An 18,052-nucleotide genomic window follows, 5' to 3' on the forward strand; every position below is an offset into this window, starting at 1 on the left:
CCGGGACGGCGGGCCCCCGACGTGCCGCAACGCGCGTCAACTTCCGTAACAGCGCTCGGAAGTTGACGCGCGTCGCCGGTTGTTCCGGGTGGCCGGCGGCTATTCCTCCGGCTCTTTGCCGCCCGGCTCCGTCGCCCCGGGATCGCCCTCCGGGGGCCGTCGGCGGCGGGTGCGCCCGCTGCCCGGATCCCGCAGATAGGAACTCTGGTCGCCGGGCGGCGGCTGGCCGTCCCTGCGGCGCAGATACCGCTCGAACTCCTTGGCGATGGCCTCGCCCGACGCCTCGGGCAACTCCGCGGTGTCCCTGGCCTCTTCGAGGGACTTCACATACTCGGCGACCTCGCTGTCCTCGGCCGCCAGCTGGTCCACGCCGATCTGCCAGGCCCTGGCGTCCTCCGGCAGATCCCCCATCGGGATGCCGAGGCCCAGCAGATCCTCCAACGCGTGCAGCAGGGCCAGCGACGCCTTGGGGTTGGGCGGTTGGGCCACATAGTGCGGAACGGCCGCCCAGAGCGTGACCGCCGGGACGCCCGCGTGTCCGCACGCCTCCTGCAGGATGCCCACGATGCCTGTGGGCCCCTCGTAACGGGACTCCTCCAGATCGAGGGTGCGCGCCAGATCCTCGTCCGAGGTCACGCTGGTGACGGGGACCGGACGGCTGTGCGGGGTGTCGCCCAGCAGGGCGCCCAGCACCACCACCATCTCCACGCCCAACTCGTGCGCGAAGCCCAGGATCTCGTTGCAGAACGAGCGCCAGCGCATGCTGGGCTCGATGCCGCGCACCAGGACCAGGTCCCGGCGCCTGACCGGGCCGTCCTCGGAACCGATGCGCACCACCGAGAGTCTGGTCGTGGGCCAGGTGATGCGCCGTACGCCGCCATCCAGCCAGATATGCGGCCGGTTGACCTGGAAGTCGTAGTAGTCCTCGGCGTCCAGCGCCGCGAACACCTCGCCCTTCCATTCCCGTTCCAGGTGAGCCACCGCTGCGGAGGCGGCGTCACCAGCATCGTTCCAGCCTTCGAACGCGGCCACCATGACCGGGTCAACCAGCTCGGGAACTCCGTCGAGCTCGATCACCCAGCGCCTCCTCCCGGCCGGGACGGGACGGTCGTGTCCGAATCCCGGCTGCCATAAGTCATCCGTGCGGCCCCAGCCTACGGCGTGACCGTGCCCAGCTGGCCGTCCTCGTACGCCTGCAGGGGGGCACGGTTGTCCATGCGGCCCTCGGGGTCGGAAGGAGGGGCGCCGCACGGCCCCCGGCCGGCCCCCGGGCGGCCGGTGCGCGGCAGGTCACCGGGCATATGCCCGGGGCGCGGGCCGTGACGGCCGCCCCGGCGGGTGGCGAAGTCGGCGTACTCGCTGATCTGTTCACGCCGGGCGGCCGGCGCGGCGGCGGGCCGGGAGGTCAACCGCCGTGCGCCGGGCCGCTCCCGGCCCGTGGGGCGGCCGGCTCAGTCGGTTGGCGGGCGGAACTCCGGCTGGTCGATGAGGCGCTGCCAACTGCCGTCCGGCTGCCGCCTGACCACCTGCGCGCGGGCGCCGGAACCGTCCCGGGGCGGGGTGGCGGTCAGCGCGATATCGCCGTGGACGAGGGTGGGCAGCGGCTGCTCCGGCTCGAAGCGTGGCGCGTTGGCGAGCACCTTCTCCCACAGTTGGCGGATGGCCTCCCGGCCGACCGTGACGCTGCCCGGCGGGTAGGCCATCACGGCTTCCTCCTCGTAGAGCGCGGCGAGGCCGGCGGCGTCCCCCGCGTTGGCGCGTTCGACGAAGAGGCGGGTGAGGTCCTCCGGCGTGAGGGCCTTCTCGTTCTCGGCGACGACGTTCTCGGCGACCCTGTCGGCGACGTTCTCGGACACGGCGGTTCCTTTCCTCGGGGCGAGTACCGGCCCGACCATGGTCCGTCGACGGGGAGGAATAAGTCCAATCAATCGTTGTGATCGGTTCTATAATCCAGGATTATGGAATTCAGGCAGTTGAGGTACTTCCTCGCCGTGGCCGAGGAGGCCAACTTCACCAGGGCCGCCGAACGGGTGCATGTCAGCCAGCCGGGGATCAGCGCGGGGATCCGCCAGTTGGAGAACGAGCTGGGCGCGACGCTCGTCGACCGCTCCGGCCGGAGTGCGGGCCTGACGGCGGTCGGAGAGGTGGTTTTCGGCCATGCGCGATCCGTGCTGGCGGCCGTCGAGGCGCTGCGCCGGTCCGTCGACGAGATGAACGGTCTGGTCCGTGGGCGGCTGGTGGTCGGCATGGTCACGGCGTGCACGGTGACCCCGCTCTTCGACGCCCTGTCGGCCTTTCACCTGGCGCATCCGGCGGTGGAGATCAGCCTGGTGGAGGACGATTCGGCGAAGCTGGTCGAGGAGGTCAGGGAGGGCGGGGTCGATCTGGCGCTGATCGGCGCGGCCGGCCGGATGCCGGCGGATCTGGACGGCCGACAGGTGATCAGCGAGCCGATCGTCGCCGCGGTGCCGCCCGGCCATCCGCTGGCCGGGCGGGACGGGGTCACCCTCGCCGAGCTGAACGCCCATCCGGTCATCTGTCTGCCCCGGGGCACCGGGATCCGCGCGGTGCTGGACCGGGCGTCGGCGGCGCGCGGGCTCGCCCCGAGCGTGGCGCTGCAGGCCGCCGCACCGGGCGCGGTGGTCAACCTCGCCGAACGCGGGCTCGGGGTCGCGGTGTTGTCCGCCTCGATGCTCGCCGGCTGTCCCGGGCTGGTGACGGTGTCCATCACCGACGCGGAGATCCCCGCGATCCTGGCGCTGGTCTCGGCGCCCACCAAGAGCCCGGCCCTCCAGGAGCTGCTGGCGCACTGCCGGGAGTCGTTCGGCGAACCCCGGGAACCCGTCGGAGGGTAGGCGGCGGGTGGGCGGCCGGCGGCTCAGGCCCAGAGGGTGGTGGGGGCCTCGCGGCGCAGCGTCGGGGCGATCTCCTCGGCGAAGCGGTGCAGGGTCTCTATCTGCTCGGTGCGGCTGAGGCCCAGGCCGTCCACGGTGAGGGACAGGAGGTCATGGCGGTAGGAGACATGGAAGTCCAGGATCTTGTCGATCACCCGCTGGGGGTCGCCGATCAGCGCGGGGCCGTGCGCGACGGCGTCCTCGATGGTCTGGAACGGGGTGTTGTAACCGGGTTTGCCGACCAGTTCGGGTTTGAACGTCTGACGCACCCTCGCCTCGTAGAGCGGACCGTAGCGGGCGATGGCGCGCTCGGTGGTGTCCTCCAGGTAGAGGCCGCCGGAGCCGGCGCCCAGATAGGCGTGGGCCGGGTCGTGGCCGTGGTCCGCGTAGCGCTGCCGGTAGTGGTCCACCAGCCGGACATAGGCCTCGCGCGGCTGGACCGCGTTGGCGGTGAAGAGCGGATCGCCGTGTCGGGCGGCCAGCTCGGTGGAGATCTCGCTGGTGGCCGAGCCGTGCCAGACCCGGGGCGGCCCGGCGAACGGGCGTGGCACGGTGGTCACCCCCGCCAGCGGTGGCCGGAACTCGCCGCTCCAGGTGACGTTCTCCTCGCGCCAGAGGCGACGGAGCAGCCCGTACTTCTCGGCCAGATAGTCCCACTGGCGGTCCTCGTCGAGCCCGTAGAGGCCGAAGTGGCCCGCCTCGGAGCCCTTGCCGATCACCACCTCCAGCCGGCCCCGGCTCAGTTGGTCCAGGGTGGCGTACTCCTCCGCGACCCGCACCGGGTCCAGGACGGAGAGCACGGTGACGCCGGTCAGCAGCCGCACCCTGGAGGTGCGGGCCGCGATGGCGGCCAGGACCACGCCCGGGCTTGAGGACAGGAAGTCCCCGGCGTGCCGCTCCCCGACGGCCACCGCGTCGAAGCCCAACCGTTCGGCGGCGACGGCCACTTCGACGACGTCGGCCAGGCGTTCCGCGGCCGGGACCCGTTCCCCGGTGAGTGGGTGGGGTGCGTTACCGATCAGGGAGAGCACGGAGAACTTCAACACGACTCCTCGGATAGGGGCTGGTCCCCCCGCCTCAGTCGGGGGTGCGGCCGGAGGCGGTGTACTGCTCGTCCCCGGGCACGCGGGCGCGTGTTCCCGGGATCGCGGCCAGGAGTTCCTTGGTGTAGGGGTCGGTCGGCGCGGTCAGCAGCCGTTCGGCCGGGCCCTCCTCGCGTACCCGCCCGTGGCGCAGCACCGCGACCCGGTCGGCGATCTGGCGGACCACGGCCAGATCGTGGGAGATCACCAGATAGCTGAGCCCCAACTCCCGCCGCAGCTCGGCCAGGAGGTCCAGGATCTGCGCCTGGGAGGTGACATCGAGCGCCGAGACCGGCTCGTCGCAGACCACCAGATCCGGGCGCAGCGCCAACGCCCGGGCGATGGCGACCCGTTGACGCTGTCCGCCGGACAGCTCGGCCGGCCGCCTGGTCAGCATGCCGGACGGCAGCCCGACCCGGTCCAGCAGATCGGCGGCGCGCGCCGCCCGCACCCGGCGCGGCCCCACGCCGAAGGCGCGCAGCGGTTCGCCGATCACCTCGGCCACCGAGAACCGGGGGTTGAGCGAGGCGTACGGGTTCTGCGGGACGAACTGGATCCGGCGGCGGAGCCGGCGCAGCGCCCCGCCGCGGAGCGTGGTGATGTCCCGGCCGTCGAAGCTGACCCGGCCCGAGGTAGGGTCGGCCAGCCGGATCAGCAGCCGCGCCGTGGTGGACTTGCCGCTGCCGGACTCGCCGACCAGGGCCAGGGTCTCGCCGCGCGCCAGGCGCAGGCTGATCCCGTCCACGGCGCGGATCGGCGCGCCGCCGCGCTGCGCGGGGAAGACCTTCACCAACGCGTCGGCGGTCAGCAGCGGTTCGGCCGCCGCCGGCTGGCTCGGCCGCGCCGCCGCCGGGCGGGTGTCGCGCAGGCTGGGCGCCGCCCTCACCAGGGCCTGGGTGTACGGGTGTTCGGGATCGGTGAGCACCCGGCGCGCGGGCCCGGTCTCCACCACCCGCCCCTGGGAGAGCACCGCGATCCGGTGCGCCCGGTCGGCGGCGACCGCGAGGTCGTGGGTGATCAGCAGGACGGCGGTGCCGGTCTCCCGGGTGAGCGTCTCGATATGGTCGAGGACCCGCCGCTGCACGGTGACATCGAGCGCGCTGGTCGGCTCGTCGGCGATCACCAGCCGGGGGTCGGCGGCCAACGCGACGGCGATCAGCACGCGTTGCCGCAGACCGCCGGAGAGCTGGTGGGGGAACTGCCGGGCGCGCATGGCCGGTTGGGGCACGCCGGCGCGTTCCAGCAGGGCGACGGCCCTCTCGCCGGCCGTCTCCCGGTCGGCCAGCCGGTGGATCCGCAGCACCTCGGCGACCTGCCCGCCCACCCGTTGCACCGGGTTGAGCGAGACGGTCGGGTCCTGGGGGATCAGGCCGATCTCCCGGCCGCGCAACGCGCGCAGCCGGGCCGGGTCGGCGGTGGCCAGGTCGGTGCCGTCGAAGAGGATCCGGCCCGAGTCCAGCACCCCGCCCCTGGGCAGCAGCCCGATCACGGCGTGCGCGGTGCTGCTCTTGCCCGAGCCCGACTCGCCGACCAGCGCGACCACCTCGCCCGGCGCCACGTCCAGGCTCACCCCGCGCACCGCCGGCTCCGGGCCGCCGCGCATCCGGTAGGAGATCCGCAGATCGCGGATCGAGAGCAACGGCCCTTCGGGCGTGGCCCGTTCGGACGCCGCCCCTTCCGGCGCCGCCCGTTCGCCGGCCGCCCGTTCGGACACCGGCCGTTCGCCGGCCGCCCGTTCGGCCGCCGGCGGGGCCTGGCGCGGGTTCTTCCGCAGGGTCACGAGAGCCCTCCTGGCGTTGTGGTCACGAGAGCCCTCCCGGCTTCTGGTCCAGGGCGCGTGCCACCCGGTTGGCGGCCAGCACGGTCGCCGCGATGGTCAGCCCCGGCAGGGTGGTCAGCCACCAGGCGGTGGCCAGATGGTCGCGTCCGCCGGCGACCAGCGAGCCCCATTCGGGCTGCGGGGGAGCGGCGCCGTAGCCGAGGAAGCTGAGCGAGGAGATGGCCAGCACCACGGTGCCGAACTCCACCGCGGCGAAGACCGCGACCGGCCCCCTGGCGCCCGGCAGCACATGGCGCAGCAGGATGCCGCTGGTGCGGGTGCCGGAGGCCAGCGCGGCCTCCACATAGCCGCTCTCCCGCACCCGCAGCACCTCGGAGCGCATCACCCGGGCGAACCCGGCCACCCCGACCACGCCCACGGCGACGGCGACCTTGGTGGTGCCGAAGCCGAGCGCGGTGATCAGCGCCAGCGACAGCAGCAGCCCGGGAATGGCCAGCAGCACATCGGCCAGCCGCATCAGCGCGTCGTCCACCCAGCCGCCCAGATGCCCGGCGAGCAGTCCGATCAGCGATCCCGGCACCAGCCCGATCGCCACGGCGAGGACGGTGGCGCGCAGCGTCTCGCCGGTGCCGTGCACCACCCGGGACAGCAGATCGCGGCCCAACTGGTCGGTGCCGAAGGGGTGGTCGAGGCTGGGCGGCCGCAGCTTGTCCGCCGGCACCCCGACCAGCGGATCGTGCCCGGTGAGCAGCCCGGGGGTCAGCGCGGCGACCGCGACCAGGGCCAGCAGCACCAGGGAGAGCAGCAGCCCGGGGCCGCGCGACAGGGCCCGCGCCCGGCGGGCGAGCGCGCTCACCGCGCCACCGCCCGGCCGGCGGTGACCCGTGGGTCGAGCAGCGGATAGACCAGGTCGACGGCGAGGCTGGCCAGCACGAACGCGACCGAGCCCAGCACCACCAGGCCCTGCACCACCGGGATGTCCTGGACGGTGACCGAGTTGGCGGTGATCCGGCCGACGCCGGTGCGGGAGAACACCGTCTCCACCACCACCGAGCCCGCCAGCAGGTTCCCCACCAGCACGCCGAGGACGGTGAACGCGGGCAGCGCCGCGTTGCGCACCGCGTGCCGCAGCAGCACCCTGGCCCGGCTGGCGCCCTTGGCCAGCGCGGTCTCCACATACGGTTCGGCGAGCGTGGTGGCCAGGCTCTTGGCGAGGACCTGGCCCAGCACGGCCGCCGTCGGCAGCGCCAGGGTGACGGCCGGCAGGATCAGGCTCCGCCAGCCCTGGTCCCCGATCGCGGGGAGCAACCCCCAGCGGAACGACACCAGTTGGATCAGCAGCAGCCCCACCCAGAAGGTGGGCGCCGAGGCGCCGAGCGCCGGCAGCGAGAGCAGCAGCTGACGCAGCCAGGGCCGGCCGGTGTACACCCCGGCCAGCGCCACGGCCGCGCCCAGCAGCACGGCCAGGGCGCCGGCCGTCGCGGTCAGTTGGAGCGTCGCCGGCAGCTGGTCGGCGATCATGGTGACGACCTGTTCGCCGGTCTGGGTGGAGACCCCCAGATCGCCGCCGACCGCATCGGTCAGCCGGTCCAGGTACTGGCTGGTCAGCGGCGCGTCCAGGCCCCATTCAGCGCGTACCTCGGCCAGCTGCTCGTCGGATATGTCGATGCCGTCGCCGCCGCCGGCGACCATGATCTCCGCGGGGTCGCCGGGCAGCAGGTAGAGCACCGCGAAGGAGACCGTGTAGGCGGCCCACAGCACGAACACGGCCTGCAGCAGCCGCCGTAACAGATAACGTCCCATCGCCGCGGCTCAGCCGAGCCAGGTGTCGTGGAACTGGAGCCGGGAGCTGGCCTCGAAGTCCAGGTCGTGGACGTGCTCCCCGAGGCCGAGCACGGTGGTCAGCTCGAAGACCGGGATCAGATAGCCCTTCTCCAGCACCTCGGCCTGGAGTTGTGCCACCAGCTCGGCCCGCGCCGAGGGGTCGGGGGTCGCGTTCTGCTCGGCCAGCAGCTCCTCCAGGTCGGGATCGTCCACCCGGGAGAGGTTGGCCAACTCGCCGGAGAACGCGGCGCGCAGCAGATCGGGGTCGGTGCGGGTGGTGTTGCTCCAGGCGAAGTCGTAGTCATCGCCCTCGCGCACCGCGTTGTACTCGGCGATGGTCACGGTCCGCAGCGTCGCGTCGAACCCCACGGCGTTCAGCTGCTGTTGGATCAGTTCGAGGGACGGCTGGTTGGGGCCGAAGTTGGCGCCCCAGATCAGCGTCAGACGCAGCGGTTCGCCGTCCTTGACGCGGACCCCGTCGGGGCCCGGCTCCCAGCCGGCCTCGGAGAGCAGCCGTTCGGCCTCGGCCGGATCGTGGCGGAGCAGTTCCGAGTGGTCGGCGTAGAGGTCGGTGGTGGAGGCCAGCGCGCTGGTCGCCGGTCGGAACGAGTCGGAGAGCACGGTCGCCACCACCTCGTCCCGGTCGATGGCCAGCGAGACGGCTCGCCGGACCGCGGGATCGCCCGCCACCGGCCGCTCCAACTGCGGGAAGAGGGAGAACGGAAGGCCCGGGTTGGGCCGGCTGATCACCGTGTGCCCGCTGGCCGCCAGGGTCTCCTCGTCCTGCGGGGCGACGCCGCCGATGGCGTCCACCTGGCCGGAGGCGAGACCACCGGTGCGCACTCCGGACTCGGCGATCACCTCGAAGTTCAGCCGCTCCAGATAGGCCGGTCCCTCATGGCGCCACAGCGAGGAGCCCCAGGCGTAGTCCTCCCGGCGGGTCTGCTTCACCGAGCGGTTGATGTTGAACTCCTCCAGGACGAACGGGCCCGAGCCGATCACCTCCGTGCAGCGGTCCGCCGCCGGCGTGGCCAGCGTCGCCGGCGAGAGCAGCCCCAGGGCAGGCGTCGAAGTGGCCTGCAGGAACTGCGTGTTGGGCTGCTCGAACTCGACGCGCACGGTGTGTTCGTCCAGCACCACGCTCTGCCGGTACCCGGCCAGATAGCTGGCGCCGAGCACCGCGCGGGCGCCGAGCTCGACGACGCCGTCCAGGTTGGCCGCCACCGCCGCCGCGTCGACCGGGGCGCCGTCGCTGAAGGTCGCCCCGGGCCGCAGGACGAACGTGAAGGCCGTCGCCTCGTCGTCGACCTCCCAGGACTCCGCGAGCCAGGGCACGATCTCCCTGGTCTCCGGGTCCTGGTCGGTCAGCGAGTCCACCAGCTGTCTGGCCGGATAGATGGAGTCGTTGCTGCCCACCTGCTGCGGGTCGGCACAGGTCGGCGCCGAGGCCAGGGCGAACGTCAACTCACCGCCCGAAACCGGCTCCCCGGGGTCGTCGCCGGTCTCCGAAGAGGTGGCGGATGAACAGCCGGAGACCGCGAGCGCCCCGCCGAGCACCATGGCGACGAGGGGGTGCCGGCGAGAGGCGAAGCTGCCGGATGGGGCGGAATCTGAACGTCCTTGAAGACCGAACCGCACGGGCGGGTGCTCCCTTCAGCCCTTGATGTCGGTTCAGTCTCCCGCCCGGGTGTTGACGCAATATGAAGTGAGCATGGCGACAGTCGCCGGTGGTCCCCCGGGGCGCCGGTGGTACCGTCCGTCGCCGCCGCCTCAGCCGGCGTCGCCCAGCACTTCGGCCACCCGCGAGCGCACCTCGGGCGTGTCCAGGCCCCGCACCGTCAGCGTGGTGCGCCGGCGCAGCATGTCGTCCACCGTCTCGGCCCACTCCCGGTCGCGGGCGTGGACCAGCTGGGCGACGATCTCGGGTCCTTCCGGATGCACCCGCTCGCCCAGGGACCGGTCCCGCCGCACCAGCTCCGCGATCTCCAACGCCAACGAGCCGTAGTGGCGCGCCAGATGGGTCGCCGTCGCCGGGCCGAGCAGCGGGCCGACATCCGGGTCGGCCAGCAGCCGGTGGGCCACCGCGTTGGGCTGCGCCACCCCGGGCAGCGGCACCCGACGCACCAGGTCGGAGACGGGCTCCATGGCGTCGCCCAACGGCGCGCCCGGCAGCTTGGCCAGCTCGCGGAGCACGGTGCGGCCGATATGCCGGTAGGTCGTCCACTTGCCGCCGGCCACCGACAGCATTCCGCCGCGCCCCTCGGTGACCACCGTCTCGCGTTTGGCGCTGGCCACCTCGCCCGGGCCTCCGGGCAGCACCCGCAGGCCGGCGAAGCTGTAGGTCAGCAGATCGCGGTTCAGCTGCTCGTCCCTGACCGAACGGCCCGCCTCGTCCAGGATCTGGGCGATGTCCGCCTCGGTGGCCGCGACCTCGGCCGGATCGCCCTCGTAGGTCTCGTCGGTGGTGCCCAGCAGCAGCTGGTCCTCCCAGGGCAGCGCGAAGGTGATCCGGTACCTGTCCACCGGGGTGGCCAGCGCCACCGGCCAGGGCGCCGAGCGCCGCAGCACCACGTGCACGCCCTTGGACAGCCGCACGCTGGGCGCCGCGCCCGGGTCCTCAAGCCGCCGGAGGTGGTCGACCCACGGCCCGGTCGCGTTCAGCACCAGCCGGGCGTCGACCCCGAACTCCGTGCCGTCGAGGCCGTCCCGCAGCTCGGCGCCGGTCACCCGTCCCGCGGTCTTCCTGAGCCCGACCACCGCCGCGTGGTTGAGCACCGTGGCGCCGGCGTCGACCGCCGCGCGCACCGTCATCACGGCGACCCTGGCGTCGTTCATCTGGTGGTCGCCGTAGACGGCCACCGCGCGCAGGTTCTCGGTGCGCAGCGCCGGCACCCGGGCCGCCGCCCTGGCCGGCGAGATGACCCGGCCGACGCCGTCGCCGAAGGCGGACAGCGCGGAGTAGGCGAAGACGCCGGCGCCCAGCTTGGCCGCGCCGTGCGGGCCGCCCCGGTAGACCGGCAGATAGAAGGTGAGCGGGTTGACCAGATGCGGCGCGACGTCCCTGGCCAGCACCCGCCGCTCGTGGTGGTTCTCGGCCACCAGCCGGACCGCGCCGGTCTGCAGATAGCGCAGCCCGCCGTGCACCAGCTTGGAGGAGGCCGACGAGGTGGCGCCGGCGAAGTCGCCGGCGTCCACCATCGCCACCCGCAGACCCGACTGGGCGGCGTGCCAGGCGACCGAGGTGCCCAGGATGCCGCCCCCGACGACCAGCAGGTCATAGGTCCCTTCGGCGAGCCGCTGCCGGGTCTCGGCGCGGCGTTCGGCGCGGGCTATGGCGGCCGGTTCCATGGTCGGGTGCGGGGTGTTCATCTGCTGTCAGCCTTCCTCGTCGAGCCAGCCCATGGACCGCTGCACGGCCTTGAGCCAGAACTGGTACTCCCGGTCGCGCTCGGCCGGGTCCATCTCCGGGGTCCACTCCGCGGCACGGCGCCAGTTGGCCCGCAGGTCCTCGATGTTGGACCAGAAACCGACCGCGAGGCCGGCCGCGTACGCGGCACCGAGACAGGTGGTCTCGGAGACCATCGGGCGCACCACCGGCGCGTCCAGGAAGTCGGAGATGTTCTGCATGAGCAGGTTGTTGGACGTCATTCCGCCGTCGACCTTGAGGGAGGTCAGCTCGACGCCGGAGTCCTTGTGCATGGCGTCGACGATCTCCCTGGTCTGCCACGCGGTGGCCTCCAGGACCGCCCGGGCGATATGCGCCTTGGTCACATAGCGGGTCAGCCCCGCGATCACGCCGCGCGCGTCGGAACGCCAGTAGGGCGCGAACAGCCCGGAGAACGCGGGCACGAAGTAGGCGCCGCCGTTGTCGTCCACCGAACGCGCCAGCGTCTCGATCTCGGCGGCGCTGTGGATCAGGCCCATCTGGTCCCGCATCCACTGCACCAGGGCGCCGGTGATCGCGATGGACCCCTCCAGCGCGTACACCGGCTGCTGGTCGCCGATCCGGTAGCCGACGGTGGTGACCAGACCGGCATAGGAGTTGATCGCCTTGGTGCCGGTGTTCATCAGCAGGAAGGTGCCGGTGCCATAGGTGGACTTGGCCTCGCCGACCGAGAAACACGTCTGCCCGAAGAGCGCCGCCTGCTGGTCCCCGAGGGCCGAGGCCACCGGCACCCCGTCCAGCGGGCCGCCCTTGGCGTGGCCGTAGACCTCGGAGGAGGAACGAATCTCCGGCAGCAACTCGGCCGGCACACCGATGGAGTTGAGGATGCGCTCCTCCCAGCGGAGGGTGCGCAGATTCATCAGCATCGTCCTGGACGCGTTGGTGACATCCGTGACGTGCACCCCGCCCTCGGTGCCGCCGGTGAGGTTCCAGATCACCCAGGAGTCCATGGTGCCGAAGAGGATGTCGCCCTGTTCGGCGCGTTCCTTGAGGCCGTCCACGTTGTCCAGCAGCCAACGGATCTTGGGCCCCGCGAAGTAGGAGGCCAGCGGGAGCCCCGTCTCGCGGCGGAACCGGTCCTGGCCGACGTTGCGCCCCAGCTCCCGGACGAGCGCGTCGGTACGGGTGTCCTGCCAGACGATCGCGTTGTGCACCGGCTCGCCGGTGGTGCGGTCCCAGAGCAGGGTGGTCTCGCGCTGGTTGGTGATGCCGATGGCCTTGACGTCGTCCTTGCTGATCTCGGCCTTGGCCAGCGCGCCCGCCACGACTTCCTGGACATTCGCCCAGATCTCGGTGGCGTCGTGTTCCACCCAGCCCGGCTTGGGAAAGATCTGCTCGTGCTCCTTCTGCTCGACGGAGACGATGCGCCCGTCGCGGTCGAAGACGATGCAACGGCTGGAGGTGGTGCCCTGGTCGATGGCGGCGATGTACTCGCGCGCCTCGGTGGTGAGTGCGGGGTCCTGAGCGTCGGACATGGTGGCGACTCCTGTGTCGTGATGGTGCGGTCGTGCGGCCGCGGGTACCCGTTTCCTGAGCGCGCGGCGCGGTCAGAACAGGAGGTTGTGGAGGACGGCGGCGATCGTGGCGCCGATCAGCGGGCCGACGATGGGAATCCAGGAGTAGCCCCAGTCGGAGCCGCCCTTGTTGGGCAGCGGGAGGAGCGCGTGGACGATACGGGGACCGAGGTCACGGGCCGGGTTGATGGCGTAGCCGGTGGGCCCGCCCAGGGAGAGGCCGATGCCGACGACGACCAGGGCCACCATCAGCCCGCCCGTCCCGGAGAGCGCCAGGTCGTCGCTGCGCCCGATGGACAGCACCGCGGACACCAGCACGGCGGTGGCGATGATCTCCGTGGCCAGGTTCTGCACCGTGTTGCGGATCTCGGGGGCGGTGGCGAAGACGCCGAGCACCGGGCCCGGCTCGCCCGGATCGGCGGGGCGCCGCTCCTCGGTCTTCGCCGCGGTCTCGTCGAAGGCCCGCGGCCCCGGCGTGCGGGAGCCGCTGACCTCCTCCCGGTCCAGCAGATGGGCCTGGAAGTGGCCGTAGTAGGCGAGCCATACCAACACGGCGCCGATCATCGCGCCGAGCAGCTGGCCGGCGACATAGGTGGGGACATCGCCCCATTCGCCCGTGTCGATGGCGATGCCGAGGGTCACCGCCGGGTTGATGTGCGCGCCGGAGAGTTCGGTGCAGGCGTAGACGCCGGTCAGCACCGCGAAACCCCAGCCGAAGGCGATGGCGACCCAACCGGCCTCGAACGATTTCGATTTCCTGAGGATGACGCCGGCGACTACGCCGGCCCCGAGCGTGATCAGTACGGCGGTGCCGAGCACCTCGCCGAAAAAGATATCGGAGCTGGACACCCGTGACTCCTTTGTCCTTCGTCCAGGGGGCTTCCTGGCCGACATCCGTCCGGTGTTCGACATTATCGACCATCGAACGGCAGTGTTCTCCCCGGAGAAGGCATCGTCAAGTGGGTGAGCGCCAGATACCTCGCCGGTGTCTGGATTGTCCTAGAAGCGACCGGCTCCCAGGTCCCGCGACACGGACCGGGCGCAGTCCCGCACGGCGGCGATCAGCCGGGGGCGCAGCGTCTCCTCGTCGAGGATCCGCTCCACCGCGCCGGTCACGGCCACGGCTCCCACCGGCATCCGGCGGCGGTCCACGATCGGCGCGGCGACGGACGCCACCCCGTCCCAGGTCTCCCCGATATCACTCGCCCAGCCCCGGGCCCGCACCTCGGCCAGCCCCTCGTCGAAGGCGCCGGGGTCGGTGGTGGTGAGCGGGGTGATCGCCGCGAAGTCGGACTCCATCACCTCGTTGTGCGCCACCGGGTCGAAGGCCGCCAGGACCTTGCCGAGCGCGGTGCTGTGCAGCGGCTGCATGGCGCCCACCTCCAGCACCTGACGGCTGTCGTCGGGGCGGAACACATGGTGCACGATCAGCACGCCACGCTTGTGCAGCACGCCCAGATAGACGCTCTCCCCGCTCGCCCTGGCCAGGTCGTCCGTCCAGACCAGGGCCCGCGCGCGCAGTTCGTGCACGTCCAGATAGCTGTTGCCCAGGCGCAGCAGCTCGGCGCCCAGCTGGTACTTGCCCGAGATCGCGTCCTGTTCCACGAAGCCCTCCTGCGCCAGGGTGCGCAGCAGGCCGTGGGTGGTGGCCTTGGCCAGTCCTATGGCGGAGGAGATGTCGGACAGGCCGAGCCGCCGCTCGCCGCCGGCCAACAGTCGCAGTACCGCCGCGGCGCGTTCTAGGGACTGGATGGTCCGAGCCATGAGGCCGCCTCCTTGCACTCCAGCAGATACTCGGGTCCGTTCGGCATTGTCGAACGTTGGTAGGGGATGTCGATACCCCCAGGCCGGAACTGAGTTTACGGCCGTCCGCTCTCCGGAATGTTCGGCTCCCGATCGGCGTCGGCCGGTTACGCTGCTGAGGTGCGCCGCTCCGCGGTGGCGCATAGCCGACAGCCGTCGCACTTTCGGGAGAGCCCATGGCTTTTGTCAGCCTGCCATCCGTCCCCCAAGCCCAACGCGCCCGGGAACTGCGCGAGGCGCTCGCCTCCCGCGTCGTGGTCGCCGACGGGGGCATGGGCACCATGCTCCAGGCGCAGGACCCCACCATGGAGGACTTCCAGCAGCTGGAGGGCTGCAACGAGGTCCTCAACGTGACCCGCCCCGACATCGTGGGCAACGTCCACCGGGAGTACCTGGCCGCCGGCATCGACTGCGTGGAGACCAACACCTTCGGCGCCAACCTCGCGGCGCTGGGCGAGTACGACATCCCCGAACGGGTCCACGAACTCTCCGAGTCCGGCGCCCGGATCGCCAGGGAGGTGGCGGACGAGTTCGCCGCCGAGGACGGCCGCCTCCGCTGGGTGCTGGGCTCCATGGGCCCCGGCACCAAGCTGCCCAGCCTCGGGCACACCGCCTACCGACCGCTGCGCGACGCCTTCCAGCAGAACGCCGAGGGGCTGATCGCCGGCGGCGCCGACGCGCTGCTCGTGGAGACCAGCCAGGACCTGCTCCAGACCAAGGCCGCCACCCTCGGCGCCCGCCGCGCGCTGCGCGCTCTGGGCGTGGACCTCCCCCTGATCGTCCAGGTGACCGTCGAGACCACCGGCACCATGCTGCTCGGCTCGGAGATCGGCGCCGCGCTGACCGCCCTCGAACCGCTCGGCATCGACATGATCGGCCTCAACTGCGCCACCGGGCCCGCCGAGATGAGCGAGCATCTGCGCCATCTCGCCCGGCACACCGAGCTGCCGCTGTCCTGTATGCCCAACGCCGGCCTGCCGGTGCTCGGCAAGGACGGCGCCCACTACCCGCTGACCCCCGAACAACTGGCCGACGCCCACGAGCAGTTCGTCGGCGAGTTCGGCCTCTCCCTGGTCGGCGGCTGCTGTGGCACCACGCCCGAGCATCTGCGCCGGGTGGTGGAACGGGTCAGGGAGCTGACCCCGGCCGAACGCGAACCGCGCCCCGAGCCCGGGGCCTCCTCCCTCTACCAGAGCGTGCCGTTCCGGCAGGACACGGCGTATCTGGCCATCGGCGAGCGGACCAACGCCAACGGCTCCAAGAAGTTCCGGCAGGCCATGCTCGACGGCCGCTGGGAGGACTGCGTGGAGGTGGCCCGCGAGCAGATCAGGGAGGGCGCCCATCTGCTGGACCTCTGCGTGGACTACGTCGGCCGGGACGGCGTGGCCGACATGGCCGAGCTGGCCGGCCGGCTGGCCACCGCCTCCACGCTGCCCATCGTGCTGGACTCCACCGAACCGGCCGTCCTCGAAGCCGGCCTGGAACGCCTCGGCGGCCGAGCGGTCATCAACTCGGTGAACTACGAGGACGGCGACGGCCCCGAGTCCCGGTTCGCCAGGGTCGCCACGCTGGCCGCCGAGCACGGCGCGGCGCTGATGGCGCTCACCATCGACGAGGAGGGGCAGGCCCGCACCCCCGAGCACAAGCTGGCCGTCGCCGAACGACTGATCGCCGACCTCACGGAGAACTGGGGCTTCGCCCCCTCCGCCATCCTGATCGACTTCCTCACCTTCACCATCTGCACCGGTCAGGAGGAGTCCCGCAAGGACGGCATCAACACCCTTGAGGCCATCCGGCAGTTGAAGGCCCGCCACCCCGACGTGGGCACCACCCTCGGCCTGTCCAACATCTCCTTCGGCCTCAACCCCGCCGCCCGACTGGTGCTCAACTCCGTCTTCCTGGACGAGTGCGTCAAGGCCGGCCTCGACTCCGCCATCGTGCACGCCGCCAAGATCCTGCCCATCGCCAGGATCGACGACGAACAGGTCGAGGTCGCCCGCGATCTGATCTACGACCGGCGCCGCGAGGGCTACGACCCGCTCCAGCGGTTCCTCACCCTCTTCGAGGGCGTGGACACCAAGTCGATGAAGGCCGGCAAGGCCGAGGAGCTGGCGGCCCTCCCGCTGGAGGAGCGGCTGCGCCGACGCATCGTCGACGGCGAACGCAACGGCCTGGAGGCCGACCTCGACGCGGCGCTCGCCGAACGCCCCGCCCTTGAGATCGTCAACGACACGCTCCTGGAGGGCATGAAGGTCGTCGGCGAGCTCTTCGGCTCGGGCCAGATGCAGCTGCCGTTCGTGCTCCAGTCCGCCGAGGTGATGAAGAACGCGGTGGCCTATCTGGAGCCGCACATGGAGAAGACCGACGACGACGGCAAGGGCACCATCGTGCTCGCCACCGTGCGCGGCGACGTCCATGACATCGGCAAGAACCTGGTCGACATCATCCTGACCAACAACGGCTACAACGTCGTCAACCTCGGTATCAAACAGCCGGTTTCGGCCATCCTCGACGCCGCCCAGGAACACAGCGCCGATGTGATCGGCATGTCGGGGCTGCTGGTGAAGTCCACCGTGATCATGAAGGAGAACCTGGAGGAGCTGAACCGCCGGGGCATGGCCGCCGGCTACCCGGTGATCCTCGGCGGCGCCGCGCTCACCCGCGCCTACGTCGAACAGGACCTGCACGAGATCTACCAGGGCGAGGTCCGCTACGCCCGCGACGCCTTCGAGGGGCTGCGGCTGATGGACGCGCTGATCGCCGTCAAGCGCGGCGTGCCCGGCGCCACCCTGCCCGAACTCAAGCCGCGCCGGGTGGCCCGCCGGGACAGCCCCGTCGTCACCGAACGCGCCGACGAGGCACCCGCCCGCTCCGAGACCGCCACCGACGTCCCGCTGCCCAAGCGCCCGTTCGTCGGGACGCGGGTGGTCAAGGGCGTCCCGCTCAAGGACTACGCGGACTGGCTGGACGAGGACGCGCTCTTCAAGGGCCAGTGGGGACTCAAGGCGGCCAGGGCAGACGGCGGCCCCGACTACGCCGAGCTGGTGGAGACCGAGGGCCGCCCCCGGCTGCGCGGCTGGCTCGACCGGCTGCACACCGACAACCTGCTCCAGGCCGCCGTGGTCTACGGCTACTTCCCCTGCCACGCGGAGGGCGACGATCTGGTCATCCTCGACGAGGACGGCCGCGAGCGCACCCGGTTCACCTTCCCCCGCCAACGCCGTGGGCGCCGGCTCTGCCTCGCCGACTTCTTCCGCCCGGCCGACAGCGGCGAGACCGACCTGGTGGCGCTCCAGACCGTGACCATCGGCCCCAAGGTCAGCGAGGCCACCGCCGAACTGTTCGCCGCCGACGCCTACCGGGACTACCTGGAGCTGCACGGCCTCTCCGTCCAGCTCGCCGAGGCCCTGGCCGAGTACTGGCACGCACGCGTCAGAACCGAGCTGGGCATCGCCGACGACGATCCGGTGGAGCTGTCCGGCATGTTCCGCACCGAGTACCAGGGCTGCCGCTACTCCCTGGGCTACCCCGCCTGCCCCGATCTGGAGGACCGCGCCAAGATCGCCGAGCTGCTGGACTCCCGGCGCATCGGCGTCACCCTCTCCGAGGAGTTCCAGCTCGACCCCGAACAGTCGACCGACGCGATCGTGGTCCACCACCCCGAGGCGAACTACTTCAACGCCCGCTGAGCCGTCCTCCCGTCGGCGTTC

Annotated in this window: 14 protein-coding genes; 2 read left to right on the top strand and 12 right to left on the bottom strand. The window is 71.9% G+C overall.

The genetic code is table 11. The annotated features are described in order from the left end of the window. Positions 1-99: 99 nt before the first annotated feature. From AOM46_RS24830 to AOM46_RS24840, 3 genes are all read right to left on the bottom strand, one after another. Positions 100-1,077 (bottom strand): PAC2 family protein, encoded by a 978-nt coding sequence (locus AOM46_RS24830; RefSeq protein WP_062215307.1) that lies wholly within the window; start codon positions 1,075-1,077, stop codon positions 100-102. Positions 1,078-1,154: 77 nt separating this feature from the next. Next, a complete protein-coding gene (locus AOM46_RS24835) occupies positions 1,155-1,409 on the bottom strand; it encodes a hypothetical protein (protein ID WP_062215309.1) in 255 nt (84 codons plus the stop codon). 42 nt (positions 1,410-1,451) lie between these two features. Next, on the bottom strand, positions 1,452-1,856 hold the full coding sequence (locus tag AOM46_RS24840; protein WP_062215311.1) for a nuclear transport factor 2 family protein: 405 nt from the start codon (positions 1,854-1,856) through the stop codon (positions 1,452-1,454). A gap of 102 nt (positions 1,857-1,958) precedes the next feature. Between AOM46_RS24840 and AOM46_RS24845 the strand changes: the two genes are divergently transcribed. Further along, on the top strand, positions 1,959-2,855 hold the full coding sequence (locus tag AOM46_RS24845) for a LysR family transcriptional regulator (protein WP_062215313.1): 897 nt from the start codon (positions 1,959-1,961) through the stop codon (positions 2,853-2,855). A gap of 23 nt (positions 2,856-2,878) precedes the next feature. Here the strand turns inward: AOM46_RS24845 and AOM46_RS24850 are convergent, their stop codons facing one another. From AOM46_RS24850 to AOM46_RS24890, 9 genes are all read right to left on the bottom strand, one after another. Then, entirely contained in the window at positions 2,879-3,937 is a 1,059-nt protein-coding gene (locus tag AOM46_RS24850; RefSeq protein ID WP_062216229.1) for an LLM class flavin-dependent oxidoreductase, read from the bottom strand. Between the two features lie 34 nt (positions 3,938-3,971). Next, positions 3,972-5,579, bottom strand: coding sequence for an ABC transporter ATP-binding protein (locus AOM46_RS24855; protein ID WP_234314035.1), 1,608 nt, complete (start codon positions 5,577-5,579; stop codon positions 3,972-3,974). Positions 5,580-5,778: 199 nt separating this feature from the next. After that, positions 5,779-6,612, bottom strand: a complete 834-nt coding sequence (locus AOM46_RS35615; protein ID WP_062215315.1) for an ABC transporter permease — start codon at positions 6,610-6,612, stop codon at positions 5,779-5,781. Continuing rightward, a complete protein-coding gene (locus tag AOM46_RS35620) occupies positions 6,609-7,559 on the bottom strand; it encodes an ABC transporter permease (RefSeq protein ID WP_062215317.1) in 951 nt (316 codons plus the stop codon). Before AOM46_RS35620 ends, AOM46_RS35615 begins: the two co-directional genes overlap by 4 nt. 9 nt (positions 7,560-7,568) lie before the next feature. Next, positions 7,569-9,140 carry an ABC transporter substrate-binding protein gene (locus AOM46_RS24870; protein WP_062215319.1) on the bottom strand — a complete coding sequence of 524 codons (1,572 nt, stop codon included), beginning with the start codon at positions 9,138-9,140 and terminating at the stop codon, positions 7,569-7,571. A 210-nt stretch (positions 9,141-9,350) separates the two neighbouring features. After that, positions 9,351-10,949, bottom strand: a complete 1,599-nt coding sequence (locus AOM46_RS24875; protein ID WP_062215320.1) for a glycerol-3-phosphate dehydrogenase/oxidase — start codon at positions 10,947-10,949, stop codon at positions 9,351-9,353. 6 nt (positions 10,950-10,955) lie between these two features. Next, entirely contained in the window at positions 10,956-12,500 is a 1,545-nt protein-coding gene (glpK, locus tag AOM46_RS24880; RefSeq protein ID WP_062215322.1) for a glycerol kinase GlpK, read from the bottom strand. Positions 12,501-12,572: 72 nt separating this feature from the next. Next, the gene (locus tag AOM46_RS24885; protein ID WP_062215324.1) at positions 12,573-13,388 is read right to left on the bottom strand and encodes an MIP/aquaporin family protein; all 816 of its coding nucleotides are present in this window, start codon (positions 13,386-13,388) and stop codon (positions 12,573-12,575) included. Between the two features lie 150 nt (positions 13,389-13,538). Further along, a complete protein-coding gene (locus AOM46_RS24890; RefSeq protein WP_062215326.1) occupies positions 13,539-14,303 on the bottom strand; it encodes an IclR family transcriptional regulator in 765 nt (254 codons plus the stop codon). Positions 14,304-14,518: 215 nt separating this feature from the next. Between AOM46_RS24890 and metH the strand changes: the two genes are divergently transcribed. After that, positions 14,519-18,031 carry a methionine synthase gene (metH, locus tag AOM46_RS24895; protein WP_062215328.1) on the top strand — a complete coding sequence of 1,171 codons (3,513 nt, stop codon included), beginning with the start codon at positions 14,519-14,521 and terminating at the stop codon, positions 18,029-18,031. Positions 18,032-18,052: the final 21 nt, after the last annotated feature.

The sequence above is a fragment of the Streptomyces sp. NBRC 109706 genome, assembly GCF_000974485.1.
GTDB lineage: Bacteria > Actinomycetota > Actinomycetes > Streptomycetales > Streptomycetaceae > Streptomyces.